The sequence below is a fragment of the Stenotrophomonas rhizophila genome (assembly GCF_001704155.1).
In the GTDB taxonomy this organism is placed as follows: domain Bacteria; phylum Pseudomonadota; class Gammaproteobacteria; order Xanthomonadales; family Xanthomonadaceae; genus Stenotrophomonas; species Stenotrophomonas rhizophila_A.
The window spans coordinates 3,334,821-3,360,946 of sequence record NZ_CP016294.1; the positions used below are offsets into that span (position 1 = coordinate 3,334,821).

At 61.8% G+C, this 26,126-nt stretch carries 28 protein-coding genes; 5 read left to right on the forward strand and 23 right to left on the reverse strand.

Features of this window, described 5'->3' with window-relative positions; genetic code table 11:
* The first annotated feature begins 165 nt into the window (after positions 1-165).
* A complete protein-coding gene (locus tag BAY15_RS14850) occupies positions 166-1,434 on the forward strand; it encodes an OmpA family protein (RefSeq protein WP_068853788.1) in 1,269 nt (422 codons plus the stop codon).
* Positions 1,435-1,486: 52 nt separating this feature from the next.
* On the opposite strand, the gene pgeF is transcribed toward BAY15_RS14850, so the two are convergent.
* Complete coding sequence (gene pgeF, locus BAY15_RS14855; RefSeq protein WP_237334271.1) at positions 1,487-2,284, reverse strand: peptidoglycan editing factor PgeF; 798 nt, start codon at positions 2,282-2,284, stop codon at positions 1,487-1,489.
* Positions 2,285-2,295: 11 nt separating this feature from the next.
* A complete protein-coding gene (rluD, locus tag BAY15_RS14860) occupies positions 2,296-3,291 on the reverse strand; it encodes a 23S rRNA pseudouridine(1911/1915/1917) synthase RluD (protein WP_068853790.1) in 996 nt (331 codons plus the stop codon).
* A gap of 116 nt (positions 3,292-3,407) precedes the next feature.
* On the opposite strand from rluD, the gene BAY15_RS14865 reads away from it, so the two are divergent.
* Positions 3,408-4,292 carry an outer membrane protein assembly factor BamD gene (locus BAY15_RS14865; RefSeq protein ID WP_068853791.1) on the forward strand — a complete coding sequence of 295 codons (885 nt, stop codon included), beginning with the start codon at positions 3,408-3,410 and terminating at the stop codon, positions 4,290-4,292.
* A 61-nt stretch (positions 4,293-4,353) separates the two neighbouring features.
* Here the strand turns inward: BAY15_RS14865 and BAY15_RS14870 are convergent, their stop codons facing one another.
* The 4 genes from BAY15_RS14870 to sucC all read right to left on the reverse strand — a co-directional run bounded on the left by BAY15_RS14870 (position 4,354) and on the right by sucC (position 8,591).
* A complete protein-coding gene (locus BAY15_RS14870; RefSeq protein ID WP_068853792.1) occupies positions 4,354-4,605 on the reverse strand; it encodes a hypothetical protein in 252 nt (83 codons plus the stop codon).
* A gap of 136 nt (positions 4,606-4,741) precedes the next feature.
* The gene (locus tag BAY15_RS14875) at positions 4,742-6,376 is read right to left on the reverse strand and encodes an NAD+ synthase (protein WP_068853793.1); all 1,635 of its coding nucleotides are present in this window, start codon (positions 6,374-6,376) and stop codon (positions 4,742-4,744) included.
* Between the two features lie 148 nt (positions 6,377-6,524).
* Entirely contained in the window at positions 6,525-7,400 is an 876-nt protein-coding gene (sucD, locus tag BAY15_RS14880; protein ID WP_017356169.1) for a succinate--CoA ligase subunit alpha, read from the reverse strand.
* Between the two features lie 21 nt (positions 7,401-7,421).
* A complete protein-coding gene (gene sucC, locus BAY15_RS14885) occupies positions 7,422-8,591 on the reverse strand; it encodes an ADP-forming succinate--CoA ligase subunit beta (protein WP_068853794.1) in 1,170 nt (389 codons plus the stop codon).
* Positions 8,592-8,834: 243 nt separating this feature from the next.
* Between sucC and BAY15_RS14890 the strand changes: the two genes are divergently transcribed.
* The 3 genes from BAY15_RS14890 (at position 8,835) to BAY15_RS14900 (ending at position 13,031) form a co-directional block, all read left to right on the forward strand.
* Positions 8,835-10,448 (forward strand): sensor histidine kinase, encoded by a 1,614-nt coding sequence (locus tag BAY15_RS14890; RefSeq protein ID WP_068853795.1) that lies wholly within the window; start codon positions 8,835-8,837, stop codon positions 10,446-10,448.
* A 64-nt stretch (positions 10,449-10,512) separates the two neighbouring features.
* Complete coding sequence (locus tag BAY15_RS14895) at positions 10,513-11,898, forward strand: sigma-54-dependent transcriptional regulator (protein WP_068853796.1); 1,386 nt, start codon at positions 10,513-10,515, stop codon at positions 11,896-11,898.
* Positions 11,899-12,482: 584 nt separating this feature from the next.
* Entirely contained in the window at positions 12,483-13,031 is a 549-nt protein-coding gene (locus BAY15_RS14900) for a SymE family type I addiction module toxin (RefSeq protein ID WP_068853797.1), read from the forward strand.
* A 191-nt stretch (positions 13,032-13,222) separates the two neighbouring features.
* On the opposite strand, the gene BAY15_RS14905 is transcribed toward BAY15_RS14900, so the two are convergent.
* The 17 genes from BAY15_RS14905 to BAY15_RS14965 all read right to left on the reverse strand — a co-directional run bounded on the left by BAY15_RS14905 (position 13,223) and on the right by BAY15_RS14965 (position 26,017).
* Positions 13,223-13,924, reverse strand: coding sequence for a hypothetical protein (locus BAY15_RS14905; protein ID WP_167693304.1), 702 nt, complete (start codon positions 13,922-13,924; stop codon positions 13,223-13,225).
* A gap of 524 nt (positions 13,925-14,448) precedes the next feature.
* Complete coding sequence (locus tag BAY15_RS18945) at positions 14,449-14,676, reverse strand: hypothetical protein (protein WP_083214200.1); 228 nt, start codon at positions 14,674-14,676, stop codon at positions 14,449-14,451.
* 226 nt (positions 14,677-14,902) lie between these two features.
* Positions 14,903-15,232, reverse strand: a complete 330-nt coding sequence (locus tag BAY15_RS14910) for a hypothetical protein (protein WP_157771754.1) — start codon at positions 15,230-15,232, stop codon at positions 14,903-14,905.
* Positions 15,225-15,632: a hypothetical protein gene (locus tag BAY15_RS14915; protein WP_068853800.1), complete on the reverse strand. Its 408-nt coding sequence runs from the start codon at positions 15,630-15,632 to the stop codon at positions 15,225-15,227. Before BAY15_RS14915 ends, BAY15_RS14910 begins: the two co-directional genes overlap by 8 nt.
* Positions 15,633-15,829: 197 nt before the next feature.
* On the reverse strand, positions 15,830-16,306 hold the full coding sequence (locus tag BAY15_RS14920; RefSeq protein WP_157771755.1) for a hypothetical protein: 477 nt from the start codon (positions 16,304-16,306) through the stop codon (positions 15,830-15,832).
* Between the two features lie 391 nt (positions 16,307-16,697).
* Entirely contained in the window at positions 16,698-17,180 is a 483-nt protein-coding gene (locus tag BAY15_RS14925; RefSeq protein WP_068853802.1) for a hypothetical protein, read from the reverse strand.
* Between the two features lie 208 nt (positions 17,181-17,388).
* Positions 17,389-17,751, reverse strand: a complete 363-nt coding sequence (locus BAY15_RS14930) for a hypothetical protein (protein WP_157771756.1) — start codon at positions 17,749-17,751, stop codon at positions 17,389-17,391.
* Between the two features lie 645 nt (positions 17,752-18,396).
* Positions 18,397-18,669 carry a hypothetical protein gene (locus BAY15_RS19245; RefSeq protein ID WP_157771757.1) on the reverse strand — a complete coding sequence of 91 codons (273 nt, stop codon included), beginning with the start codon at positions 18,667-18,669 and terminating at the stop codon, positions 18,397-18,399.
* A 963-nt stretch (positions 18,670-19,632) separates the two neighbouring features.
* Entirely contained in the window at positions 19,633-19,929 is a 297-nt protein-coding gene (locus BAY15_RS14935) for a hypothetical protein (protein WP_157771758.1), read from the reverse strand.
* Entirely contained in the window at positions 19,929-20,147 is a 219-nt protein-coding gene (locus BAY15_RS19250) for a hypothetical protein (protein ID WP_157771759.1), read from the reverse strand. The genes BAY15_RS14935 and BAY15_RS19250 overlap by 1 nt, the downstream gene beginning before the upstream one ends.
* A gap of 383 nt (positions 20,148-20,530) precedes the next feature.
* A complete protein-coding gene (locus tag BAY15_RS19255; protein ID WP_157771760.1) occupies positions 20,531-20,887 on the reverse strand; it encodes a hypothetical protein in 357 nt (118 codons plus the stop codon).
* Between the two features lie 111 nt (positions 20,888-20,998).
* Complete coding sequence (locus tag BAY15_RS14945) at positions 20,999-21,217, reverse strand: hypothetical protein (RefSeq protein ID WP_157771761.1); 219 nt, start codon at positions 21,215-21,217, stop codon at positions 20,999-21,001.
* Positions 21,218-22,190: 973 nt separating this feature from the next.
* Positions 22,191-22,565, reverse strand: coding sequence for a DUF6869 domain-containing protein (locus BAY15_RS14950; RefSeq protein ID WP_157771762.1), 375 nt, complete (start codon positions 22,563-22,565; stop codon positions 22,191-22,193).
* Positions 22,566-23,023: 458 nt separating this feature from the next.
* A complete protein-coding gene (locus BAY15_RS14955) occupies positions 23,024-23,728 on the reverse strand; it encodes a hypothetical protein (protein ID WP_157771763.1) in 705 nt (234 codons plus the stop codon).
* Between the two features lie 93 nt (positions 23,729-23,821).
* Positions 23,822-24,601 (reverse strand): hypothetical protein, encoded by a 780-nt coding sequence (locus BAY15_RS14960; RefSeq protein ID WP_068853809.1) that lies wholly within the window; start codon positions 24,599-24,601, stop codon positions 23,822-23,824.
* Positions 24,602-24,622: 21 nt separating this feature from the next.
* Complete coding sequence (locus tag BAY15_RS19260) at positions 24,623-25,003, reverse strand: hypothetical protein (protein WP_157771764.1); 381 nt, start codon at positions 25,001-25,003, stop codon at positions 24,623-24,625.
* A 483-nt stretch (positions 25,004-25,486) separates the two neighbouring features.
* A complete protein-coding gene (locus BAY15_RS14965) occupies positions 25,487-26,017 on the reverse strand; it encodes a hypothetical protein (RefSeq protein WP_157771765.1) in 531 nt (176 codons plus the stop codon).
* Positions 26,018-26,126 lie beyond the last annotated feature (109 nt).

Below are 26,126 nucleotides of genomic sequence, written 5' to 3' on the forward strand. Positions count from 1 at the left end.
TAAGCGCAGCGTGCCATTTCGATAGGCCTCCTAAATCGTCGGAAACTACGACCGATTCGCAACCTGGGGCGCGCGCAACTTTCATTTTTCGTTGACAGGCCGTTCCGACATTGACTCCCGCAACGCCCGTGCATGCCGCAGGGGCTGGAACCGGGAATCGGATTGATGTCACTGCTGGATCGCTTCATCGAAGACACCGCCCTGCACATGGGCCTTGGCCACCGCGCGCGCAACCTGGTGGACGTGCTGGTCGATTACATCCGCGGCCTGCCGGGCGGCATCCATGGCCTGCGCCGTCGTTTCGATGCCGTGGGCCTGGGCAGCCGTTTTCCCGGTGATGAACGGCCCTCGCGGCTGCTGGCCAGCCAGCTGGAATGCGTGATCGGCCGCGAGGAGCTGGCCGTGCTGGCGCGGCGGGCCGCCTTCCCCACCGGCATGTTCGCGGTGGTGGCCTCCGACCTGCTGCCGGGCCTGCTGGATGTCCTGGAGCAGGAAGCCCGCAGCGCGCAGGCGCCCCATCCCGTGAAGCAGGCAGTGCCGCGAAGCCCTACCCTGCGCCTGGTACGGGGCACCGCCGCGCGCGGGCTGCTGTGGGTGATGGTTGCCGGCGTGCTGCTGTGCCTGACCGGCTGGATCCACCAGAAGACCCGGGTGAGTACCGGTGCCGCGCCGACCTATGCCGACCAGCAGCACCCGCCCCGGCTGTCGCTGGTGAACAGCGGCGGCGTGATCGACGTACGCGGCCGCCTGCCAGGCGAGGCCGACCGCCGCCGGGTATGGAGCGCGCTGGTGGCCCAGTACGGCCAGGGCGGGGTCACCGGCGACATCCTGCGCGACCCACAGGCACAGGCCCCGCGTTGGCTGGACCGACTGGTTACGTTGGCCCCGGTGCTGCGCCATCCCGGGCTTTCGCTATCGTTTACCGGTGATGCGCTGCACGTGGACATGACCCGGCTGCCGGAAGGGGACCGGATCGCGGTGTCCAATACCCTGCGCCGCGCGTTTGGCCACCTGCAGGTGAGCGGGCTGTGGGACGCGGGCCGGATCGCGCTGGCGCAGCTGCCGGCCCAGCCCGAACCGCACGCGCTGGTGGCGGCGTTGAACCAGGGCAAGGTCGGGTTCGAGCACAAGTCGCCAGTGCTGCGGGCCGATGGGCGCGACATGCTGCGGGCCAGTGCGCAGTCGATCCTAGCCGCCGGGCCCGGTGTGCGCCTCGAAGTGGGCGGGCATACCGACAGCCTGGGGGCTGCCGAAACCAACCTGCAGCTGAGCCAGCAACGCGCGGATGTGGTGGTGGCGGAACTGCAGGCGCTGGGGGTGCCGGCAAGTGCGCTGGAGCCGCGTGGTTATGGCGAAGAACATCCGGTGGCCGACAACCGGTTGGAAAGTGGGCGGGATCGTAATCGGCGGATTGAATACAGCGTTCTTCGATGACGTGCGCGTCCGCATGCCGGCCAAACCATCGGTACCGGCTACGCGTCGGGGCTCACGGCGCCATCCATGCCAACGTCGCCATCCGCCCGGTCCGTCGATCCCGCCGATGCGAATAGAACCGCCCCGGCTCGGCAATCGTGCTCAGCTGCCCACCACTAATTCCGCCCGGGTCCACCCCGGCCGCCACCAGCCGCCGCCGCGCCAGCGCGTACAGATCCACCTTCCAATGCCCCGGGCGGGTGGCCACGAAGGCCTCCGCCGCCCCCGCATCCAGGTCCACGAACGCCGCGAACACGTCCGCCCCGATCTCGTACTCGGCCGGCCCGGCCGCCGGCCCCAGCCACGCCTGCAACCCGCCCGGCGGCGTACGCATCGCCGCCACCGTGGCTTCCAGCATGCCGTCGGCCAAGCCACGCCAACCGGCATGGGCGGCCCCGATCTCGCGGCCATCGCGCGCGGCCAGCACCACCGGCAGGCAGTCGGCGGTCAGGATCGCCAGCACCACCCCGGGCACCGAGGTGACCGCCGCATCGGCGGTGGGTTCGGCGTCAATGCCGCCCTCCACGGGCGGCGCATCAAACCGCAGCACCCCCGTGCCATGCACCTGGCGCAGCCAGTGGGGTGCCGAGGGCAGGCCCAGCCCGGCCTGCAGCAGCGCGCGGTTGCGCGCCACCTGGTCCGGGTCGTCGCCGTCGGCGGCGGTGCGGTTGCCCATGTTGAACTGGTCAAATGGCGCCTTCGAGCCGCCTGCGCCGTGGCGCAGGGTGGTCAGCGCATGCACCCCGGGCGCGGCCGCCCAGTCGGCGGCCAGCACCGGCAGCAGCGCGGCGTGCGGCGAATCAGGGGCCACGGGCGCAGCCATCAGCGGCGACCGCGTTCCAGCTCGGTGAACCGCTTGGTGTCTTCACGCAGCGCGTCCAGCAGCGCCACCATGTCGGCCGGCAGCGGCGCGCTGTTGCGGATCGGCTCACCGGTGATCGGGTGGGCGAACTCCAGCGTTTCAGCATGCAGCGCCTGGCGCTTGAAGCCGCGCAGCTGCGCGACCAGCTCGTCGGTGGCGCCCTTGGGCAGCTTCAGCGCGCCGCCGTACAGCGAATCGCCCACGATGGCGTGCTTGAGGTGCGCCATGTGCACGCGGATCTGGTGGGTACGCCCGGTTTCCAGGCGGCACTCCAGCGCGGTGTGGGCGCGGAAGCGTTCGCGAAGGCGGTAATGGGTCACCGCATCCTTGCCGTCCTCGCGCACCGCCATGCGGATGCGGTCGCGCGGGTGGCGGTCGATCGGCGCATCGGCGGTACCGCCGGAGACCAGCGCGCCCACCACCACTGCCAGGTACTGGCGGTGGACGTTGCGCGCGGCCAGCTGCTCCACCAGCGCGGTCTGCGCCTGGATGGTGCGGGCCACCACCATCACGCCGCTGGTGTCTTTGTCCAGGCGGTGCACGATGCCCGCGCGCGGCAGCACCGACAGGCCCGGGTCGCGGAACAGCAGCGCGTTGACCAGGGTGCCGGTGGGGTTGCCCGCACCGGGGTGGACCACCAGGCCGACCGGCTTGTTGATCACATAAACGTGTTCATCCTCGTACAGGATGTCCAGCGGGATGTCCTCGGGCTCGGCGTGGGTCTGGGTGTCGAGCACGACATGCAGGCTGGCCACCTCGCCGCCGCGGACCGGGTCGCGCCCGCGCACGGGTTCGCCGTCCAGCAGCACGTCCCCGGACTTGATCCACTCGCTCAGCTTGGAGCGGGAGAATTCGGGGAACAGGTCGGCCAGCACGGCGTCAAAGCGCCGCCCGGCGGCGGTATCGGGCACGACGGCCTGACGGGTGGATTCGGTTTCAGAAGCGTTATCGGACATGGGGAGCACACCGCAGGAAGACAAATTGGGGGTCCCGGCGACCAGTTTCAGTCGCAGGACAGGCCACTAGGCTATCATCGACCCTTCGTATTCCAGCCGCGTCCCGCCCTGACCCCATGATCCGACGCTCTTCCCTGCTGTCCGCGCCCGTCCGCACCGCGGCCCTGATGCTGGTCCTGGCCCTCGTTTCCACCGGCTGCCACCGTGGCGCCAAGGGTGACAACCCGGAAGAAGGCCAGCCTGTCGAAACGATCTACGACAAGAGCCACGGCCTGATGCAGAAGGGCAACTGGAGTGGCGCCGAAGCCACCTTCCGCCGCCTGATCGCCCAGTACCCGTACGGCCCGTACACCGAGCAGGCGATGATCGAAACCGCCTACGCCCAGTACAAGGCCGGCAAGCACGATGACGCGGTGTCGAGCATCGACCGCTTCATCCGCACCTACCCGACCCACCGCAACATCGCCTACATGTACTACCTGCGTGGCCTGGCCAACAGCAACCGCAACACGGTGTTCCTGCGCCGCGTGTGGTCGCTGGACCCGAGCCGCCGCGACCTGTCCACCCCGCGCCAGGCCTACGCCGACTTCAACATCGTGGTCGAGCGTTACCCCAACAGCCGCTACGCTGCCGATGCACGCAGCCGCATGCTGGAGCTGCGCGACGTGTTCGCCCAGCATGAGCTGGACAACGCGCTGTACTACCTGCGCCGCGAGGCCTACGTCTCCGCCGCCGGCCGGGCCAACTACCTGCTGGATACCTACCCGCAGAGCGCGTTCCAGTACGACGCCGTGGCCGCCTTGGGCGAGGCCTACACCCACCTGGGCAACAAGACCCTGGCCGACGACGCCCGCCGCGTGCTGGAGCTGAACCAGCCCGAGCACCCGTGGCTGCAGGGCAACTGGCCGAAGTACCCGTGGATGATCCGCAAGCTGAACCCGTTCGCCGGCGAGAAGTCCGCCAGCACCGGCCAGCGCAATGCCACGATGAATCGCCGCTGATACCAGCGCGGTGCTGAAACAGAAAAGGGTCCCTTGCGGGACCCTTTTTTTGTTCGCGGCTTCAGGAGATCGAGCGAGTATCCGGCGCCGGGATGGCATCCCGGGGCTCGGCCTGTCGCACCGTGACGTTGGCCACCTGGAAGCGCCCGACCGCGTAGCTCATCGGCGCTACGGTCGTTGCGGTCCGCGCCATGTGCGCATTGGCGATGGACGCCGGCACGGGGCGGTCAGCCACGGTGGCCGTTCGCGCCTGCGTCGGGACCGGGTAAGGGCTATGGCCGACGTTTCGCGTCTCGATGGAAGGAACATGCATAAGGGTGTCTCCGTAGGAAAACCCTGACTCTAGTCACCGTCCGCGGATGCGCTTCCGTGTTTCGCTCAGCCCCGGAGATCGTCACGGGTCTCCGCAACAGGGCGCGCTTGCCGCGCCCGGTCATGCAGCCGTTCGCTCAGCCCTTGTAGCCGTTGCTGATCGGGTAGCGGCGTTCGCGGCCGAATGCGCGGCGCGACACCTTCGGGCCGGGTGCGGCCTGGTGGCGCTTCCACTCGCTGGTGCGTACCAGCCGCAGCACGCGGTCCACCACCTCGGCGGCGTAACCGGCGGCCACGATCTCCTCGCGCGACTGCTCCTGGTCCACGTAGCGGTACAGGATGCCGTCCAGCACGTCGTAGGCCGGCAGCGAATCCTGGTCGGTCTGGTTGGCACGAAGTTCGGCCGACGGCGGCCGGGCGATCACTGCCGGCGGGATCACCGGCGCGCCGCCCACGGTGTTGCGCCACTTGGACAGGCCGAATACCTCGGTCTTGTACAGGTCCTTCAGCGGCGCGTAGCCACCGCACATGTCGCCGTAGATGGTGGCGTAGCCGACCGCGTATTCGCTCTTGTTGCCGGTGGTGAGCAGCAGCCCGCCGAACTTGTTGGACAGCGCCATCAGGATCACCCCGCGCGCGCGCGACTGCAGGTTCTCCTCGGTCACATCCGCGGGCTGGCCCTCGAACATCGGGCCGAGCGCGGTCATCAGGCCTTCGAACACCGGCTCGATCGATACCGCTTCGAGCTTCACGCCCAGCGCGCGGCACTGCTCGGCGGCCAGGTCGTTGGACATGTCGGCGGTATAGCGCGAGGGCAGCCGTACCGCAGTGACGTTGTCCGCGCCCAGCGCGTCCACCGCCATCGCCAGCACCAGCGCCGAATCGATGCCGCCGGACAGCCCCAACCACACCTTCTTGAAGCCGTTCTTGCCGCAGTAATCGCGGATGCCGCGGGTCACCGCGCGCCAGGCCAGCGCATCCATGCTCTCGTCGCCGTCGTCCATCCACTCGCGCGGCAGGAAGCGGCGGCTTTCGGCGTCGTAGTCCACCACCAGCCACTGGTCGGTGAAGGCCGCTGCGGCCGGGTGCACGGTGCCATCGCCATCGGCCACGACCGAGGCGCCATCGAAGGTGAGCGCGTCCTGCCCGCCGACCATGTTGACGTACAGCAGCGCCGCCCCGGTTTCGCGGGTGCGCTCGGCCAGCAGCGCGTCGCGCTGGGCGTGCTTGCCGCGTTCGTATGGGGACGCATTGGGGATCACCACCAGCTCGGCACCGTTGCGCACGGTATCGGCCAGGGGTTCGGGGAACCACAGGTCCTCGCAGACCAGCACGCCCACCGGCACGCCCTTCAGCTCGAACACGCAGCTGCCGCCGTCCGGGTCGATATCGAAGTAACGGCGTTCATCGAACACCGCATAGTTGGGCAGTTCGCGCTTGCGGTAGGTGTGCAGCACCTCGCCGTCGCGCAGCACGCTGGCGGCGTTGTAGACCACTGCCCCGGTGGCCTCGGGCCAGCCAACCACCGCAGTGATGCCATGGGTGGATTCGGCGATTCGGCCCATGGCCACCTGGCAGTCGTAGAGGAAACGCGGGCGCAGCAGCAGGTCTTCGGGCGGGTAGCCACTGATGGCCAGCTCCGGGAACACCACCAGTTCGGCGCCGAACTCATCGCGCGCCTCGGCGATCATCGCGATGATGTTGTCGGTGTTCTGCGCGACCGCGCCCACCGGAAAATCGAACTGGGCCATCGCGATGCGGATCGACGTCATGGGGTGAAGCCTGTGGTTGCGATGGCCCATTGTAGCGCTGGTGGTTCGGCGGACTGCAAAAGCAGAAAAGCCGCCCCTTGGGGCGGCTTTTCTTTTGCCGACTAACAGTCGGCGCTACGCGTTGTCAGCCGCGTTGCGGCTGGCGCGCTTATTTCACCAGCTTGGCGATGGCAGCGCCCAGGTCGCCCGGCGAGCGGACGGTGACCACACCGGCAGCTTCCATGGCGGCGAACTTGCCTTCAGCGGTGCCCTTGCCGCCCGATGCGATCGCACCGGCGTGGCCCATGCGCTTGCCGGCCGGAGCCGAAGCGCCCGCGATGAAGCCGACGACCGGCTTCTTCACGTGGTTCTTGATGTACTCCGCACCGGCTTCCTCGGCGTCGCCGCCGATTTCGCCGACCATGATGATGCCTTCGGTCTGCGGGTCTTCGTTGAACAGCTTGAGGCAGTCAACGAAGTTCAGGCCGTTGATCGGGTCGCCACCGATACCGATGCAGGTCGACTGGCCCAGGCCCACTTCCGTGGTCTGCTTGACCGCTTCATAGGTCAGGGTGCCCGAACGCGACACGATGCCGATCTTGCCCGGCTTGTGGATGTGGCCCGGCATGATGCCGATCTTGCACTCGCCCGGGGTGATCACGCCGGGGCAGTTCGGCCCGATCAGCACGGTGTCCGGATGCGAACGGGTCAGCACGTTCTTCACGCGCAGCATGTCCAGCACCGGAATGCCTTCGGTGATGCACACGATGACCTTGATGCCGGCAGCCGCAGCTTCCAGGATCGCGTCAGCCGCGTACGGCGGCGGCACGTAGATAACCGAAGCGTTGGCGCCGGTGCTCTGCACGGCGTCGGCAACGGTGTTGAAGACCGGCAGGTCGATGTGGGTCGTGCCGCCCTTGCCCGGGGTCACGCCGCCAACAACCTGGGTGCCGTACTCGATCATCTGAGTGGCGTGGAAGGTACCCTGCTGGCCGGTGAAGCCCTGCACGATCACCTTGGTGTTCTTATTGATCAAAACAGACATTGTTATTCCTTCGGTGTCGGATCAGGCGGCGTTCTTGACAGCTTCAACGACCTTCTTGGCACCGTCGTTGATGTTGTCGGCCGGGATGATGGCCATGCCGCTGTCACGCAGCAGCTGCTTGCCTTCTTCCACGTTGGTGCCTTCCAGGCGCACCACGACCGGAACCTTGACGCCCACTTCCTTCACAGCGGCGATGATGCCTTCGGCAATCATGTCGCAGCGGACGATGCCGCCGAAGATGTTGACGAAGATGCCTTCGACCTTGTCCGAAGACAGGATCAGCTTGAACGCTTCAATGACGCGCTGCTTGTTCGCACCGCCGCCCACGTCCAGGAAGTTCGCCGGCTCGCCGCCGTTGAGCTTGATGACGTCCATGGTGGCCATGGCCAGGCCGGCGCCGTTGACCATGCAGCCGATGTTGCCGTCCATGGTGACGTAGTTGATGTCCAGCTCCGAAGCGGTCACTTCGGTTTCGTCTTCCTGGGTCTTGTCGCGCATGGCGACCAAGGCCTTCTGACGGAACGCGGCGTTGTCGTCGCTGTCGAACTTGCCGTCCAGCGCGTACAGGTTGCCGTCGTCCAGGATGGCCAGCGGGTTGATTTCAACCAGTGCCAGGTCCTTTTCGTTGAACAGCTTGTACAGGTTCACCATGATGCTGGCGAACTGGCCGGCCTGCTTGGCGGTCAGGCCGAGCTTGAAGCCGAAATCGCGGCCGTGGTAACCCTGCACGCCTTCAACGAAATCAACGTTGAGCGAGTGGATCAGCTCCGGGGTTTCAGCAGCGACCTGCTCGATCTCCACGCCGCCTTCCGAAGAAGCGATGTAGGTGATGGTCTTGGTGCCACGGTCAACCAGCACCGACAGGTACAGCTCCTTGACGATCTCACCGGCGGTGGTCACCAGCACCAGGTTGACCGGCAGTTCAACGCCAGCGGTCTGGTAGGTGGCCATCTTGGTGCCGAGCATCTTGGCCGCAGCGGCCTTGACGTCATCGGTGGTCTTGCAGAACTTGACGCCGCCAGCCTTGCCGCGACCGCCCGCATGGATCTGCGCCTTCACCATCCAGGGGCCCTGGCCCAGGGAGTTGGCAGCTGCGACGGCTTCATCGGGGGTTGCCGCGACCTTGCCGGCCGGGACGGGAATGCCGTACTCGGCAAGCAGCTGTTTTGACTGGTATTCGTGGAAATTCATGCGTCACCGTGGGAATAGGAACGACCGCACGCACGGACCGCGGCGGGCCCACTATTGTGGACGACCCGGCGGCGCGGCGCAAAGAAACCGGGGCCCGGGCGTGAAGAGGGGGAGATTTCCACCTTCATTCAGGCAGTTGCGCCCGGGCCGCCCCGCCGGGGGTGGGTCGGGAATGGTCAAAATGCGCGGCTCGGGGCCCAAACCTATGCCTATACTGGGCCCAGCCAGAAGGGGAGTTCCGGCGTGTCACCCAGTGCTTCATTGATCGACCGCATCGAGTCCATGCCGAAGCGGGAGCTGTACTTTTTCGCCCTCTACCGGGTCCTGATCGCAGCGGTCATCGCCGCCCTGCTGTTCAGCCCGTTGAGTGCATTGGTGGGCGAATCCACCCACCCGCAGCTGGCTGCGGTGGTCAGCGGCAGCTACCTGGCGCTGTCGCTGCTGATCCTGGTGGCCGGCCGCAACGACCGCTGGCTGCGCCCGATCGTGGTGGGCAGCGTGCTCATCGACATCGTCGCCACCGTCCTACTGGCCCACGCCCTGCCCGGCGCCAGCGCCGGCCTGTCCATGGCCCTGCTGTTCAACATCGCCGCTGCGGCCACCCTGCTGCCGTTGTCGCTGGGCCTGAGCCTGGCCCTAACCGCCAGCGCCGCCACCGCCGGCGAATACGTCTGGAATCTGCTCGAGAACGGCGAGCCCAACCGCACCCTGGCCGAACTGGCCATGTTCATCACCAGCTTCCTGGCCCTGGCCTTCGTCAGCTACCAGGTGGGCAACCGCGCCCGCCGCAACCAGCAGTTGGCCAACCAGCGCGGCGCCGAAGTCGCCAACCTGTTCGAGATCAACGAACTGATCATCCGCCGCATGCGCACCGGCGTGCTGGTGGTCGATGGCGCCAACCGCATCACCCTGGCCAATGAGGCGGCCGCCACCCTGATCGGCGACAACGACGGCAACAGCGGCAGCGGCCTGCTGGAACTGGGCAGCGCCGCGCCCGACCTGAGCCGCCGCCTGCAGCGCTGGCGAAATGGCTGGACCAACGAAGAAACCCCCCTGCAGCTGTCGCCCGACCAGCCCGAAGTGCAGCCGCGCTTTGCCCGCCTGCTGGCCGGCAGCGACCTGACCCTGGTGTTCCTGGACGATTCCACCGTGGTCTCGCGCCGCGCCGAATCGCTCACCCTCTCGGCCATGGGCCGGTTCTCGGCCAGCCTGGCCCATGAGATCCGCAATCCGCTGGCAGCCATCAACTACGCCGCCCAGCTGCTGGAGGAATCCACCGCCATTGGCGATACCGACCGCCGCCTGCTGCAGATCATCCACCAGCAGTGCCAGCGCACCAACGGCATCGTGGAAAGCGTGCTGGGCCTGGCCCGGCGCGAGCGGGCCAACCCGGAGAACCTGGACCTGGCCGCCTTCGTGCGCCGCTTCGTGCTGGAGTACAAGCAGAGCCTCACGCTGGAAACCGACAGCATCGAGCCGATCATCAGCGAGTCTTCCGTGCATGGGCTGGTGGACCCGCGCCACCTGCACCAGATCCTCACCGTGCTGGTGCACAACGCCTTGAAGTATGGCCGCACCGGCCAGGACCCGGCCCGCGTACGCCTGCGTGTGGCCCGCCAGGACCGCAATGCGGTGATCGACGTGATGGACCGGGGCCCGGGCATTCCCGAATCGGTTGCCAGCCAGCTGTTCCGCCCGTTCTACACCACCTCCGAACACGGCACCGGGCTGGGCCTGTATATCGCCCGTGAGCTGTGCAAGGGCAACCAGGCAAGCCTGGAGTACGTCTCGGTACCTGCCGGCGGCGCCTGCTTCCGGTTGGTACTGCCCGGGCCGCACACCATGCGGCCGCAATGACGCGCTACCCTGCAGGCGTCAATAGTTTGTCGTTTTCAACCGCACTCGGCTATCTTTCCCCCATATGAACGAAAACCGCAGCGCCCTCGTCGTCGACGACGAACGCGACATCCGCGAACTGCTGGTACTGACCCTGGGCCGCATGGGCCTGCGCATCAGCACCGCGGCCAACCTCGCCGAAGCGCGCGAGCTGCTGGCCAGCAACCCCTACGACCTGTGCATCACCGACATGCGGCTGCCCGACGGCAACGGCATCGAGCTGGTCACTGAAATCGCCCAGCACTACCCGCGCACCCCGGTGGCGATGATCACCGCGTTCGGCAGCATGGACCTGGCGGTGGAAGCGTTGAAGGCCGGCGCGTTCGATTTCGTCAGCAAGCCGGTGGACATCTCGGTGCTGCGCGGGCTGGTCAAGCACGCGCTGGAACTCAACAACACCGAACGCCCCGCCCCGCCGCCGCTGACCAGCGACACCACCGCACGCCTGCTGGGCGAATCGGCGGCGATGGATGGCCTGCGCGCCACCATCACCAAGGTCGCCCGCAGCCAGGCGCCGGTGTACATCCTGGGCGAATCGGGCGTGGGCAAGGAACTGGTGGCCCGCACCATCCACGGCCAGAGCGCACGTGCGGCCGGCCCGTTCGTGCCGGTAAACTGCGGCGCCATTCCATCGGAGCTGATGGAAAGCGAATTCTTCGGGCACAAGAAGGGCAGCTTCAGCGGCGCCCATGCCGACAAGCCGGGCCTGTTCCAGGCCGCGCATGGCGGCACCCTGTTCCTGGATGAAGTGGCCGAACTGCCGCTGCAGATGCAGGTGAAGCTGCTGCGTGCGATCCAGGAGAAATCGATCCGCCCGGTGGGCGCGGCCACCGAAGTGCCGGTGGATGTGCGCATTCTTTCTGCCACCCACAAGGATCTGGGCGACTTGGTGGAAGATGGGCGGTTCCGCCACGATCTGTATTACCGCATCAATGTGATCGAACTGCGCGTGCCGCCGCTGCGCGAGCGCCGTAGTGATCTGCCGCAGTTGGCAGCTTCGATCCTGGCCCGGTTGGCCCGCACGCATGGGCGGCCCACTCCGCTGCTGGCGCCGTCGGCGTTGGAGGCGATGGGCACGTATCACTTCCCGGGCAACGTGCGCGAACTGGAGAACATCCTGGAGCGCGCGTTGGCGCTGGCCGAGGGTGACACCATCGGGGCGAGCGATCTTCGGTTGCCGCAGCAGGGTGTGCCGCGGCATGGTGGGGCGCCGGTGGCGGCGCATGAGGAAGCGGTGGTGGATCTGCCGGCGGGGAGCGGCGCGCTGCCTTCGTATATCGAGCAGATGGAACGCACCGCGATCCAGAAGGCGCTGGAAGAGAACCGCTGGAACAAGACGCGGACAGCCGCGCAGTTGGGCATCACCTTCCGCGCGTTGAGGTACAAGCTGAAAAAGCTGGGAATGGACTAAACCCGGAATCGGGTTGAATTCAACGTTGCGGCAATGAAACCGTAGAGCCACGCCCTGCGTGGCTGCAATGCAGAACGACGCCGGGCACCCGAGCGGTCCACGCGTAACGTGTCGCCGGACACCGCGATGGACACGCATGGCGTGTCACTACCGATTACCTCCACGCCAGAATCTCGCTGGACACGCCCGGCATGTCGCAACAGGCACAAACCCGCGTAGCGACACGCCATGCGTGTCCCACGTAACACCAGACACCCTGTCGCCAACACCCCAACAAAACCGCACCGCCGTCGCACTACCGCCCCCACCCGGGCCGCTAGCGACAACCTGTTGGCATCGCCTATCAAACCCGGCAAAACCAACAGACAGAATCGATTGGCTACCGACCTCACCACGGCGCATGGTGGGGACGGAGCTTCAAATCTCCGAGTGGATGCAAAATTATGGACGTCCCATGTCGGGAGGGTGGCTAATACAAGACCCCTCAACCGGGGAAATACTCCACGCCGCATGCATCCACGCGGATTTGAACCTCCCGGCTCCCTTGCCCTACCGGCAAGGGAGATTTCCCCTTGGAGGCTCCCATGCGCTCGCCACGCAACACTCACCTCTTCCCAGAACTGCTGCTGCCCACGGCCGACCGACCGCGCCACTACACTGTGCGCGCACACACCTACGCCTGGATGGACACCTTCGACGGCGGCACAGTCCCATGCCTATCGATACACGGCCGTTGGCTGGAGAACGCCGGCTTCAAAGTCGGCGCAAGCGTGAGCATTGAAGCAACCCAGGGCCAGCTGATGGTGACCCTGATCGAGTTCCCCGAAGAAGCGCGCCGAAGCACTTCCACCGCCTTCGAGAGACATGTCGCCAAGCTGGGCCGCACCACCCCGGACAGCCGAATCATCGTCGAGCACCCCGGCTGGCTGGTGCGCGAACTCATCCTCGCCCCGATGGGCGCCTCCACCTTGGACTTTGCCCACGCCATCGGCGTATCGCAGGACTTCGCTGAGTGCTTTCTCGCCGGCGACCAGGACGTGGACATCGATCTAGCCCAACGTCTCGGCCCCTTCTGCCGCACCTCGCAGGGTTTGTGGCTTGACCTTCAGCACAAGCACCGATCAATGCGCTGACCGCGTCGCAGCCGTAGAGCCACGCCCTGCGTGGCTGAAGCGACTAAAGTGACGCCGCGCAGTACACGCCCCTCCCTTGACGTATTGCTCCAGCGATAGGTGTTGCCCTACTACCAAGTGCGACACCTCCTTCACATGTATGCGCTCCCCCCTGAGGTTCTCAGGATCCAGCTGCCCTGCTCCCCATGCCCCTACCGAATCCAGTGTTCGGTTGCGCCCGCGGAAAGGAGGTCAGACCGAACCGCATTAGCATTGATCCGCATTCCAAGCATCTCTACCCCACGGCACAGCCAGTCAGCGATGTTGGCTCTGACCTCCTGGCTGCGAGCGGATGCGGACGCCTCCGACCTTAAGCATTCCCATAGAACCGCCGAAATGAATCCCACCGCTGCGTGGTCCCCCAAGGCATCGGGCAAGTCATCGAACTTCTCCCTGAGCGACTCATCCCATTCGCTTTCGATGGCACGGCACGAATCAAGCATCGTCAGTCTCTCTACCTGCGCCACCAGCGAGAAACGTAACCCGGCATCCAAGACACCAGACGGATCCGCCTCGAACCCAGACCCGACCTCTCTCTGGATAAACGTCATTAACGCCCAACGATCGTCACTGGAAAGATCCCCACAGCCAAGCATCTGACCAACCAGCCAGTTAAGCTTCTCAGCATCCGCGCCCCGAAGTACCGATCGGGCAAGGCCAAGAAACTGGTTAAACGTCCCCTCCCTTCTCTCCGCTGACAGGTCGAGGTAAAAATAGTTGGAGTTCGCGCCGAAGATTCGCTTCGTTGCACCTCTAGCGGCAGCCTTTATCTCTGCAAGCACAGGCCCGCTCTCATCCCAGATACCGAGGCGACCCAGCCAGCAGCAGAACCAGTCTGTGGACAGCAGAAACACCACGTAATCCAAGCTTTGTTCTCGCGCCGTCATTCAGTACCCCCGCGGCATCGAGGGCAACCCTCGATAAGCAGCTCTCATTGCCCCAAATGGAAGATAGCAGTTTTTACTGATCGCTTCAGAGATCTTGTTTCTCAATCGATTCTGCCATCCCTTGATCTGTTCACCGCGCCCGCCCCAATACCCGAGGCACCCTGGCCCTTACGCAGGATTTGGGGCGAATCTGGCGAGATTGTACATATTGCACTTTTCCACAAGCATCTCTTCGCTTCGCCGGTTCATTTCATGCATTGCCTGTCTGATTTCCGCAACGATTCGTGCACAGCGATCATCGCAGTTGCATTACTCCCCGGAGCTAAGGTCAGATTTTAGGTAGCGCTGCAGCAGCGGCCAAACAGCCATTCCAGTCACCACAGCGGCACTGTACGCGCTCCACAGGACCCCAGCACCGTACCGGACACACGCACGAACCGCTGCATCATTGCTCCCCATGAGGCCTCTTCCCGTCCAGACCGCAAGGCGCATCAACCACGCCGAATTAGCGTGAAATCAACACTGGGAACCGGAAAATGCACCAAGCCCATCTCCGATGATTTCACCAGGGCACCTTGCGCAAGGTGACCCCAAAGCTCCTTTGGGTAATCAGGCGTGTATCTCCCGTTATCAAACACCGCGACAACCGATCCGGTCATCCCCCCGCCCAGATCCACCCGATCATGAAGCAGCACCTCAGTTCCGTCTTCGTACTTCACTGCTACTCCTCGGGAGCTTGATGATCACGCCCCCTCACGTTGGAAGGCAAGGGCAACGCTTCTTCCAGAGAACGGTCTCGTCGCCGAGCTCAAGGTCGGGGCTACCTGCCAGCGTCAGGATCCTGAACTTTCCCGCGCTCATAGATTGAGCACAACGCCCGCAAGAACGCGAGTAATCCCTTCCATTCATTCCCCGGACTTGATTTTTTCACATCCGGATACACGATCACTGCCCCTGTCCGTGTTGCACAATCTCAATAATACCCAAGACGGCCATCATCAACAGCAGGGCAACGACTACGCCCCACAGGCACATCTGCACAAGCGCAGCGATTGTCGCCGGCCTGCGCAAGGAACCAGTTCTGATCGCCAGCACGCACCCGTAGAAGGTGTCCTGCATATCACCGATGTCTCTGGACGCCAATAGGGGCAACTTGGCGAGAACTTCCTCGCCCGCGGTCTTCTCCGCAACTCGACGCGCAAGAATCACCGCGCACGTTCGACTGATGACGATGGCCACGGCGATGTAGAAGAGATAAAAAACGAACTTATCCATGATCATCGCCACCAATCCAACCGGCCAGGTCGCCTACGCGCACCGATTCGGAATCAACCTCGCAGCGCGTTGCAATACTACTCATTTTCAGACTAAGCGTAGCATCCGGGTCAAATTGTTCGAGGAAGGCCGCGTCCATGGGAACACTGACATCCAAACTCTCGTTGGGGAAAACGGCCAGAACGCCCCTCCACTGGTCGGTACTACCCAGCGTAATGATCGGCTCCCAACCTTCCAGGGCGGAGCGCAGCACGGAGAAGTAAAAGGCGTTCGGGTGTAGATATGGCAAGCGCGCAGTCTCTATAGGCTCAGAGAGCGCGTAGTACACCGGAACACTTCCCTGATTGGTCAACCTGAATACCCCTTCACGCCCCTCCGTCGCGCTTTCGACCCGAAGCATTCGTAGCTGCATGGGCGGACACTCGCAACCTGGGGCTGCATAAGCCGAATCGCTCGACACCGAGCCAGAAAGGAACGCGGCAATCCAAAGCGCGACGGACAATCTGTACATAGCCTGCTAACCCCCCTAAAGCTTCCATTGGCCTGCAACCGGCAGGTCGCGTTCTCATTTCCCATCCAAGGCCGCGCTCGAACCTGTCAAGGTTGAGACCCGCCGTCCATGCCGTCCCACCAGAAATCACAGTACAAGGCCTGGATCAGCACCCGCCGCCCAGAGCCAGACTCGGCTGCGCGAACAATGGCGTAGTCAATGTACCCGTAGTGCGTCCAGTCGAAGAAGTCTACGAACTCAAGCTTGGGAATATCGGCAGCTGCAACCCGCTCGTCCTCGCTCCAGTAGTTATTTCCATCTAACCCGGCACGTGCAAACTGGACAGGCACTTCCCGGTGCAGGGGCTTTGGCTTCACGATAAGGCCACCAATGGCGGAGTGCCCGTATTGATCTGCAGCGGCACTCCCCTCGAGCACGATGCTGCGCAGCAGCTCTCGCTCGATCTGGAGGAAAGAATCCTCCACCGCCATGTCTAGGACACCTTCGCCAGGCATCAGGTAGGAATTCCAGATATGCCGGCTTGCTTCCTTGAATCTCTGCATCTGACCCGTTACGTCTTTCATCTCCGCATCCCTTCAGAAGCCTATCTGCCCATTCCCGCGTATCCCAGACTTCGAATTGGCACGCACGCCCGAGGGAAGCATACGACTTCCAGAGCGAGGAAGCCGATCGGGCCGCGGTGTGGGCGTGGGGCGAGTCACTGCGGGACTAAAGGCATGCCGTCCTCCTCCGCTGGACGGCCCCACGGCCTGCCGTTGGGAACGCCTCAAGTTTCGCGACGCTCCGCCTGCGCCTGGCATCGCGATGGACATACTTGGCGTGTCGCAACAGGCGAAAACCCGCGTAGCGATACGCCATGCGTGTCCACGTGACGCCAGCCCCCCCCCCCGCTGTCGCCAACACCCCAACAAAACCGCACCGCCGTCGCACTGCCGCTCCCACCCGGGCCCCTATCTATAACCTGGCACTTCCGCCCTCGGCTCGAACAAACTCCTGGGCAGCCTCATTCCCAGCAGCAGCGGCAGCGTGAACCAGGCTCATCCCTTTCAAGATATCGGCGGGAACGCCGACCCCATGTACCAACGAGAGTCCGTACTCATACTGAGCGGGTGGGTAGCCTTGACGAGCTGCGGCCGCAAAATTCTCTGCAGCCGACTCCTTGTCCAATGGCGCCATGTCACCAAACAAGTGATACATGCCTTGCATGAATAGTGCAGGCGCGTATCCCGATTCCGCCGCCACTCTTACAGAATCGACATGACGTGCGTGGAATTCCTCTTCACCCTCGCCCGGCTGACTCGACATGGCCGATAGGTAAAGCGCCTCAGCAAGACCTGACTCCACAAGAGGCGCGAGCAGGACCCTCACGCCATCCCAGTCATCCGCGCTGACGAGGCGGTCGTACTCGGTCGTTACTGCAGTTGGAAGATTAGCCATGCGGGATTATCTCATCACTCCTTGGGAACCTGCAGCGACATAGGATGTGACAGGTCGAACTCGCGCCGAGCTTCTGATTTGAGTACTCATCCACCATCCGCTTCGGCTGGATCTCCGACTGCACCCCCCTCTGCAAACACCAATAGTAGCAAGGCCATTTCCGCACTCGGGAACCCGGGCATGAGCCCCAACCATCGCCGCACCCTCTTCATCCAGCCTGCTCGATCTCTCTGGCGACGAGAAATCGGCTCGCGGCGTCCCTGACCTGCTCCCAAGACGGATGAAAGAGTTCACTTGCATCATTCCCTGCAAACGCGGCTTCCGGCAGGGCAGCCGCAGCTCCCACCAGACGTGCAATTCTCTGTCTCAGCGTCTCCGACACTCCACTCCAGTGCAGCAGTGACTCTCCAGCCAAAAGCTCCTGCCTGAGCTCCCACGCGGCAGCGAAATGACCTTCGGACTGCTGCAATGCTAGGTCGGGGCCAGCCGCAACGATTCTGGCCGAGTCTGCGAAGTAGAAGAGGCAACTCTTCATTGAATCCTCAAGATCCTCCTCAGATACGCCTTCCATCGTCATTCTCCTGTTCTCACTCGGAGTGGACCGAGCAAGCATTTCCAGACCTCTCGGCTTACGCATCATCAAGGCCGAGACGGGCGTGAAGGATTCTCCAGCTTGCTTAATAAGCTCAGCTAGGAGGATGGTAATCGGGCGCTTCCACCATTGCCATCCCAAGCCAGCGTCGCACTTTCCGATAATCAATTGCTTTGACCGACATCATTGGCAAGGACTGTCAACGCTCACTACATGACCGCGCCCTACCGCTCGGCGACTACGGAGCTGCGACCTGGAAGATTCCGCTAGAGCCCTTTAATTAAACCCTCAAGCCTCCCTGATTTATCGAAACTGTAAAACCTTTCATCTCCGATGAAGTTCACGCACCGCCCATCGTGAGCAACCATCCGCCTGGCCTTGACCGTGGCGCCCGCCCTCGTCTTGTAGACGGAAAAGTCACAGCCAGAGTCGGCCTGGCTACAAAATTCCGCTGCTTCAACCTCTGCAATGCTCACAAGGTGCAATTCGGAATCGGTTGCCGCCTTTGGGTACACCCCGCCTCCACAGTCTATTTGGGGCTTTGAACAGGCAGCGCTGGCCATCGCGATACACGCGCCAAACATCAAACACCAACACTTACTCCGTTCCATAGGTTCCATCACTTCAACGCGGGTGGTGGTCAGCGTCAATGCTGGCAAGAAACACAATTTCATCATCTGGTTCGGCGTAATGGACCATACCGATCTCGGAGGCTTCGACTAGAACCCCGCTCGACAAGGATGTACCGCCGACCACTTCGACTTTGCTTAGCCAGCTTTCATAACCACTCAAACAGTTCCAGTGGTCGAAATCGCAAACCACAACGCCTTTTACACCGCCCTCAACAAGTACGGAGTCTCCAGCCCGAATGCTCCTCGCTTCGTTGACGTACCTCATAAAGCCACTCCAAGGTCAATTAGCAACCGGCTCAATAGGCACCTACTCTGGACTAAAGCCTTCCGGCTTCGACACCCATTAATGCACCAAGCCCATCTCCGACGATTTCACCAAGGCGCCTTGTGCAAGGTGACCCCAATGCTCCTTTAGGTAATCAGGGTCTCCAGTTATCAATTACCGTGACAACCGACCCGGTCATGCCCCCCCGCCCAGATCCACCCGATCGTGGATCAGCACCTCAGTTCAGTCTTCGTACTTCACTGCCCTGCTCCTCGGGAGCCTGATGATCACGCCCTCTCACGCTGAAGGCAAGGTCACCGCTTCTTCCAGAGAACGGCCTTGCCGCCAAGCTCAAGGTCGGCGCAAGCGTAAGCATCGAAGCAGCCCTGGGCCAACTGATCGTGACCTTGATCGATTACATCGAAGAAGCGCGGCGATGCACCTCCACGGCCTTGGAGAAGCCCGTCGCCAAGCTGGGCCGCACCACCCCCCGGCGTGTCCCAGACTTCGAATTAGCACCTACGCCCGAGGGAAGCATACGACTTCCAGAGCACGGCGGAACGGCCACACCACTACACCGCTCGCGCCCACACCTATGGGTGGACGGACACTGTCGGCGGCGGCACCGCATCCAGCTTAGCGGTACACGGCCACTGGCTGGAAAGCGCAGGCTTCAAGATCGGCGTAAGCGTAGGTATCGAGGCGACTGTCGGCTAACTGGTCATCACGCGGGTGGAGTTTCCCGAGGGAGCGCGGCAGCCCCACTCCAGTGCCCGAATGCTTCCTGGCCGGTGACCACGATGTGGATCTGAATCTAGCCCAGCGCCCGGGCCCGTTCTGCGGTATCTCGCAGACAATGTGGCTGGAGCTGCAGCGGAGACATCAGGAAGTGAGGTAGCGACGGGCTCTTGATGCCTACATTTCCCCTTTTTAGTCGACGACCATACGTGCTTGCGCCACCCTTTAGTACACGTAGACGTGGAACCCAGTCTCCTTATCCAACCTTTCACCGAGACGCTCCGCCAGCTCTGGCCCTTCAACGACGTAATCCTCCAGCGCTATAGAACCAGAAGCCTCTTCTTCACCAGCATCCCTCACAGCTTCAATGCGAAGAGACAGCGCCGAGCCGGTCTCACTACTCCCGATGAGCTGAAACATCTGTCCGACATACGGGAGCGAATCAAGCTCAACAAACCCCGTCACGTTTCCGTATGGCTCCGTCGGTGAGGAGTACAGCGACATATCGACATGGAATCTCATCAACGCCCCCAAGGATCCGGAACAATCAGACCAATCGCCATTTCTTCTTCAAGGATCATGCCGCAACCCGCCATCTCTCCAAGCACAATCATGTCAGCAATATTAGCGGGCAGCCCCTTGAGGTCGGCAGCGTGTCCCAGCCATGTGGTGATACTTCCCGTACTACCATGGTCTCCTTTGGAAAAGGCATGATCATACAAGCTGCGGTCATGCAGCATCTGACCCTGTTGTCCGCGCGTCCGCAACCTAGTAGACGTCGACAAAGAACTTGTGTACTTGTTCCAAACAGCGTGCAAGCAACTCGGCTTCGGCGAATCCGTCGGCGACATGGTCCTCCAACATCAAAGTTCTGGGCTGGGCTGATCTGGATCAGCCTCCAGTACCGCGTCCACTCTCAGCGCCAATTGAACCCCATCCTCTCCCTCTCCAAACATCTGGACCAGCTCCCCCAACACGGGGGCGGAGGGCACTTCAAGATACCCCGTAACGCAGCCATACGGTTGAGTGGGAGAGTAGAACAGGGAAAAATCAAATCTGAATTTCATCATCTGCCCCAAGGATCTCATGCCCCATTACCGACCGCGCCAAAGACCGGACGCGGCTAAAAACCGTTGATGACATCGACCAGCTTCCCAACCTCATCAAAGGCATAGTATCTCTCACCGCCAATGCGGGTGATGCATCTACCTTCATAAGGGAAGCTCGGGGACGCTTGAACAGTCCAGCCAGATTTCGTCCTATAGACCGAGAAATCGCACCTCGCACCCTCCACTTGGGTGCAGACTTTTTCGGACTCAGCCCGCGCAATAGCTATAAGCTGCAGCTCGAAATCCGTTGCATTCTTCGGCTTGACAACTGTTCCGCACGCGATCTCAGGCTTCAAGCAGCCAACTACGAGCACGCCAGCTGAAATAGAAATCGCGATTAACCATGAAGTGATTCGTTGCCTGATCGACATCTGGACATCCTGGTTGGAGCCGAAGTAATCGGATACGCGATGATCTCTGGATTTCGAGATCCAACAAGCTTGTTACCACCTTCCAGCCTGTGACCTTGTCCGCGCCAGAGATCAGCTCACGCGATCGGTGTATTTCAGGACTTCACCGAATGTTTCCTCGCTGGCGACCAGAACGTAGATCTGCATCTGGATCTGGCACAGCGTCTGCGGCAGTTCTGCCGAACCTCGCAAGGCTTGTAGCTCGACCTGCAACTCAAACACGGCTAAATCCGCTGACCCCGCCCAGCCGCCCATACAAAGCCCTATCCAGCGATGCAGGATCGAAGTCATCTGCCTCCATCCTCAGGCAAAGGTCATAAGGAGAGCCCGGGCTGAAGAATGACCTTACAGATAGACTCGCCTCAATCTGCGAGGCATCAACCCAATCCCCAATGTGGGCGGCCAAACCGAGCAGGTCGCTCAAAGCACCTGCAATCCAATGATCATCGATTACGGCGGAGCTCCATGTACCAATCTCCAGGTAGTCGTACGGCCCTAGACTGCGGTGGCAGGAAACCCAGTCATTCTCTTGATGAGAGGCGTAGTCACGCAGCTCAGTCACGAGCGAGCGAAGTCCGGCTTTGGATCCAACAATGTTCCATTCCTTCGCCTCATCATCCCGCTCGTAGTGGTATCCAAGCTTCCTCCATTCCGCCTTGAACCAATCGTCTGAGAACATCTTCACTGGACCAATCACCCTCTATTCCTGAGCATGGACACGGAACGTTGTCATGAGAAGCGGCAAAGCAGATACATGTTCAGGATGGCCAGTCCGGCTGCAGACAATCCACATGCCAATTTCCTGAAGGGCGCCACCCATGCCGCTGCGCATCCGGCCGCGCCCACCGCAACCGTGAACGCGAACACCAACAGTCCCATCTCGACATCAGGAAACCATGCCGCATAGCACGTTGGCATGCTCACTGCCGGACTGGGAAGCGATAGATCCGAGGTCCACTCCGTTCCTAAATCACCGTTCGGACAGAAGCGCAGCAAAAGCATCGCCCAACACTCTGATCGCATTCCTACTGTAGACCCAAACCCTGCGGGATTGAGACGATGAATCGTGCGCGATTCGAGGCAAATCCAAAGAGGGCAAGACTACCTCCGCATCACCAAGCAGTTTCCACACCAACGCGATGCACCAACCCAAACACTACACCTCCACGTTGCCCGCGGAAGCGCATTGCCGCTGAATGTCGCTGACCTTTGCTCAACGCACAACCTTTTCCATCGCAAGTTCAACAGAACTGAGTTCGCGCGCTCACCGTCTCTTGGTTAGAGACGTCAGCCCTTGTGCGACTTCCGGCGACAGTGCATCGCGCCACACATGGGTCAAGACACCCAAAAAGGCCTTCTTCTCGGACATGTACGACTCAATAGCGTTCAATGCAAATTGGCCATGCAAGCCCAACAGCGTTTCCACGGGACCAGCCCCCAGATTTTCCAGCACCCACGGATCGGAGCTCAATTCAAATATCTCGACAACCGATCCCCATGCCTGTTCTGGATCCTCAATACACATCATATTGAGCTGAATGGCAGACCATTGGGAATCGCTTTGTAGAGCGGAGCCATCGGTGGCGCTCTGCAAGGCAACCCAAGCACTTGCCAAAGCATGGCGGTCCAAAAATTCCATCAAAAACTACCTCGGTGCACGCTGAGTCGGGAGTGGCTTCGTTGCCCACTCCCAAGCGTCGGAAGGATAACCTTTGCAGTTCATCGCGTCTGCCACCTCAAGGTACCCGCGAAGATTCACCTGCCAAGATCGGAACTGTTGCTGGTGCCCCGCCCATGACGTCTTTCCGGGATGAAGTTCGTATCCGAGGTCCACTCCGTTCCCAGATCACCGCCCGGACAGAAGCGCAGCAACAGTCCGCGCAGCGACGCCAGCAACATGAATAAAGCCACGAAACTGACAAGGGCGGCGGGTACTACTGCCATCCATCACAACGCGTTGGTCATGGTGATTCCTTCGAGCGCGAGGAAGGGCCGTGCCACAGACGACAGGAAGCCCTTGATTCATTTAGCGACGAACAACAAACTACGACCATGGGCGTACTAAACAACAGCATCACGGCAAGACTTCCCGGGCTGTCATCGCTGAACAATCGAGACGCGCGTCGCGACTACTTCAATGAAGCCATCGCTGACGTACATCCTGATCATGTTCTGCTTACGGTGAACTATGCAGCTTCGAACATTGCCAAACCGGTGTTCGCCCGCCAGCGAGGCGACATCCAGCTTGGCCAGGCAAGACGTCACACCACTGAATGCGATCGTCACGGGCTGGGGGTCTGAGGTGATGCCTCCCTTGCGCATGAGCAGATTCATGGAGCAAATACCGGCAGCAGGCGAGAAATGGATCGATTCCAGATATGAGAAATCGAACTCTACGTCCTCAATCTTCTTGAACCCGCCGCGGCCAGCCCGAGCGCGCGACGTTTCGGCTGCGTCCATTGGCCGAGGCAGTGCAGCCAACCGCACATCACGACCGGCCGCCTCTACGAGCCCTCCCGCCAGGTAGAGCCGAAGACTTCCGCGTGAGGTGTCAACGCGGCCATCCTGGATGTTCCCGGAAGAGGCGTTGTCAGCCAACTCCTCAAAACCAAATCGCCCGAAGAAGTCCTCTGTGCCCGTACAGGCGAGCAAGCACGCTGACCTCGCCCTACCCACCTTGTAGTCACCAAGGCTTAAATCGATCTCGCATGTTCGCTCAACGATTGATAGGGAGACTGAATTGATGACGCCATCATGGAACTCGACATCATTAAACATCTCCTGACCCGTCACGTCACTCACACCAGCCTCCCGCAGTAACAAACCAGAAATCCCTATATGAGCAATCCAGATACTACACGCCACATCCGAAGCCATCGACCGGAGGCGAGTGGTCTACGATTCTCCAGCCAAGCCACCAAGCTCGTCCAGATGGATGGCAAGGGAGCGCGGCTCGACATACATGCAGAGATGCTGAGCAGCACCTGCCCACCATTCAGCCAGCCGCGCCACGTCAGGCTGGCCGTAATGCAGACGACGAGTGGCAACTGCCACTTCCTGCAAGAGCACGCTGGGGGCGTAGGCAGCGCTTGCGAGGTCTTCGAGCCTTCCAGGAAGACCACCAAATTTGCTGTCGAGCTCCACGTCCCATCTGCTTTCAGGCTGGAATGGAATCTCGCCGGCACCAAGCAGTTCCAACATGTTGATCACCACGGCCACCACTCCCTCGCCCAGCGCAGCGCGGGCGTCAGCCCCGAGACCGAGGGCCATCGCACGAATCAAAGCTGCCTTGAGCGCCCATCTCTGGTCACGAGATAGCAGCGAATGACCGGTGATTGAATCCACCAGCCTACGGATATCCCGCAATGCCATTTCATCCAAGCACGGCCTCAGCTCCTTCATGAACCGATCAAAGGTCGCCGCCTTTCTGGTGGGCGACAGATCCACCAAGTAGTAGTCAGTGGATCCCGAAAGAATGTCCGAGGCAGCACGTCTGGCGACGTCCTTCGTCAGCGCTAATGAAGCCTGCCCGCCCCTCCATTGACCCAAGGAGAACATCCAGGTTGAGAACCAGTCGGTTGCTAGCAGGAAGATGACGTCATCTGTTTCATCAGAGATCTGGAGCAGTTTAATATCCTCGTGACTTGCCAAGAAGCGCCCCGCGTAGGTCGCCACCCTACGACCACCTCCGCCACATCAATGAATCGTAAAGGGGGCCGAAATTGAGCGGCAAGTGAAGTCCTTGTTGTAGAACAGAATTGCGAACTCACCCTCCGGCAGTGAAGGTTGATCTGAAAACAACCATTTCTTCACATAGAACGCCGTAGAGCCTGCGGGCTCAAGCTCCAGCGCACCCGCTGGCGCCCTCGAATGCCCGAGATCGGGATCATCCTCCCGCCATTCCGAGGTCGCCGAATCTCGTCGAAGCACACGTACGTAGTAATCATCAACCAAGGAGCGGCCAGGGTCTCCAAGAGGGATATCGCTGGAACGCGCACCTGAGCTACGTATCGTGAACTCTCCTCGAGCCTGCAACGAGCCCCGATCCTTGACGCCGACGAAGTCGATGTCCAGCAAAGGGCACGCTGCGTTACGACGAAGTTCAGCGGCACAACCTTGGACTAACAGCACAGCCAACAGCAGGACACTCCCGCTCAGCCTCATGGCACACCCCTCGAATGTCGACCACTGTCATCCCACCTGCGCTTAGACGCAGAAAAAGCGTCGTACGCTCCGGCTTCCACTATTGACTGAAGCCTGCCTCCATTTGCGTCTGAGCACTCCCTTTCAGTGGAGTACGCCACTCCCTTCAACTCCTGCTCAAGCGCTGCCGCGCGCCCTTCGAAAGAAGCTCCCAACGATTGAGGTCTCGAACATGTTGCAACTCAGCCCTTGATGTACCTGCAGCGATCCTGGCGGAAACTGCTGAGAAATCACGCGGTGCGTAGTGCAGCGCCACACGTGATCCGTGCCCCCGTCCAACCGCACAGCTTCAGGGGTTCATCGACCAGCCGAATCCAAGTTAAAGTATTGATCTTCCAAAACTTCATGGACGCTGGCCTATTGACTAGGTGGAAGTAGCTTCGCGAGATCCTGCACGCTTATCGCAGTCGACCTCACCTGGCACATTGTGGCAATCGAAATCAGCTCCACCATGACCATGGCTTCCGGAATGTCATTCTCCTGAAGGACGCGCTCGATCCCAATATGCAAGTCGACGGTGGCACCTGGATTGACGACCAGAGCCCCTCCCCATGGAGGTAACGAGCCCGCTTCAAGGATAGGCACCCATCCCCGCATATTTAATTCGCGGGTGTAGTTCGAGTTGCGGGTGTAGATTTGGTACGCGCCCCAATGCAGGAGGGGCACGCGAGAGGCGGAATTCGGCTCCCATAGCGGGAAGTACACAGTCACATCGCCGAGGTTCCGAAGTGTTAAAACGCTTGTACGCAGCTCGGGCGAGCCTTCCGAATGCTTAAATTCGAGCTCCATCGGCGGGCATTGGCAAGACGGAGAAGCGCCCACCCTCCCAATCGGAATCGAGAATGCACAAACGAGGGACACACAGATCACCAGCAGGTATCGGATCATCAAAGATCTCTCCAGTTCAATCAACACCCATCGCCTCAGCCCGCGCAAAAAGTGAGAAGTAAGTCACCATTCCGTCACGTCATGCTTTCGACTTGAATCCCACCGGTAA

Bases quoted from the DNA above. Each gene is read 5' to 3' on its own strand.
- BAY15_RS14950 (WP_157771762.1), bottom strand. From the start codon at position 22,565: ATGGAATTTTTGGACCGCCATGCTTTGGCAAGTGCTTGGGTTGCCTTG.
- BAY15_RS19250 (WP_157771759.1), bottom strand. From the start codon at position 20,147: ATGCTGCATGACCGCAGCTTGTATGATCATGCCTTTTCCAAAGGAGAC.
- BAY15_RS14920 (WP_157771755.1), bottom strand. From the start codon at position 16,306: ATGAAAGACGTAACGGGTCAGATGCAGAGATTCAAGGAAGCAAGCCGG.
- BAY15_RS14875 (WP_068853793.1), bottom strand. From the start codon at position 6,376: ATGACGTCGATCCGCATCGCGATGGCCCAGTTCGATTTTCCGGTGGGC.
- BAY15_RS19245 (WP_157771757.1), bottom strand. From the start codon at position 18,669: ATGAGGTACGTCAACGAAGCGAGGAGCATTCGGGCTGGAGACTCCGTA.
- BAY15_RS14935 (WP_157771758.1), bottom strand. From the start codon at position 19,929: ATGAGATTCCATGTCGATATGTCGCTGTACTCCTCACCGACGGAGCCA.
- BAY15_RS19255 (WP_157771760.1), bottom strand. From the start codon at position 20,887: ATGTCGATCAGGCAACGAATCACTTCATGGTTAATCGCGATTTCTATT.
- BAY15_RS14915 (WP_068853800.1), bottom strand. From the start codon at position 15,632: ATGCTTCGGGTCGAAAGCGCGACGGAGGGGCGTGAAGGGGTATTCAGG.
- BAY15_RS14850 (WP_068853788.1), top strand. From the start codon at position 166: ATGTCACTGCTGGATCGCTTCATCGAAGACACCGCCCTGCACATGGGC.
- BAY15_RS14895 (WP_068853796.1), top strand. From the start codon at position 10,513: ATGAACGAAAACCGCAGCGCCCTCGTCGTCGACGACGAACGCGACATC.
- sucC (WP_068853794.1), bottom strand. From the start codon at position 8,591: ATGAATTTCCACGAATACCAGTCAAAACAGCTGCTTGCCGAGTACGGC.
- rluD (WP_068853790.1), bottom strand. From the start codon at position 3,291: ATGTCCGATAACGCTTCTGAAACCGAATCCACCCGTCAGGCCGTCGTG.
- sucD (WP_017356169.1), bottom strand. From the start codon at position 7,400: ATGTCTGTTTTGATCAATAAGAACACCAAGGTGATCGTGCAGGGCTTC.
- BAY15_RS14925 (WP_068853802.1), bottom strand. From the start codon at position 17,180: ATGGCTAATCTTCCAACTGCAGTAACGACCGAGTACGACCGCCTCGTC.
- BAY15_RS14910 (WP_157771754.1), bottom strand. From the start codon at position 15,232: ATGGATAAGTTCGTTTTTTATCTCTTCTACATCGCCGTGGCCATCGTC.
- BAY15_RS14865 (WP_068853791.1), top strand. From the start codon at position 3,408: ATGATCCGACGCTCTTCCCTGCTGTCCGCGCCCGTCCGCACCGCGGCC.
- BAY15_RS14870 (WP_068853792.1), bottom strand. From the start codon at position 4,605: ATGCATGTTCCTTCCATCGAGACGCGAAACGTCGGCCATAGCCCTTAC.
- BAY15_RS14900 (WP_068853797.1), top strand. From the start codon at position 12,483: ATGCGCTCGCCACGCAACACTCACCTCTTCCCAGAACTGCTGCTGCCC.
- BAY15_RS14945 (WP_157771761.1), bottom strand. From the start codon at position 21,217: ATGACTTCGATCCTGCATCGCTGGATAGGGCTTTGTATGGGCGGCTGG.
- BAY15_RS14930 (WP_157771756.1), bottom strand. From the start codon at position 17,751: ATGGAAGGCGTATCTGAGGAGGATCTTGAGGATTCAATGAAGAGTTGC.
- BAY15_RS14965 (WP_157771765.1), bottom strand. From the start codon at position 26,017: ATGATCCGATACCTGCTGGTGATCTGTGTGTCCCTCGTTTGTGCATTC.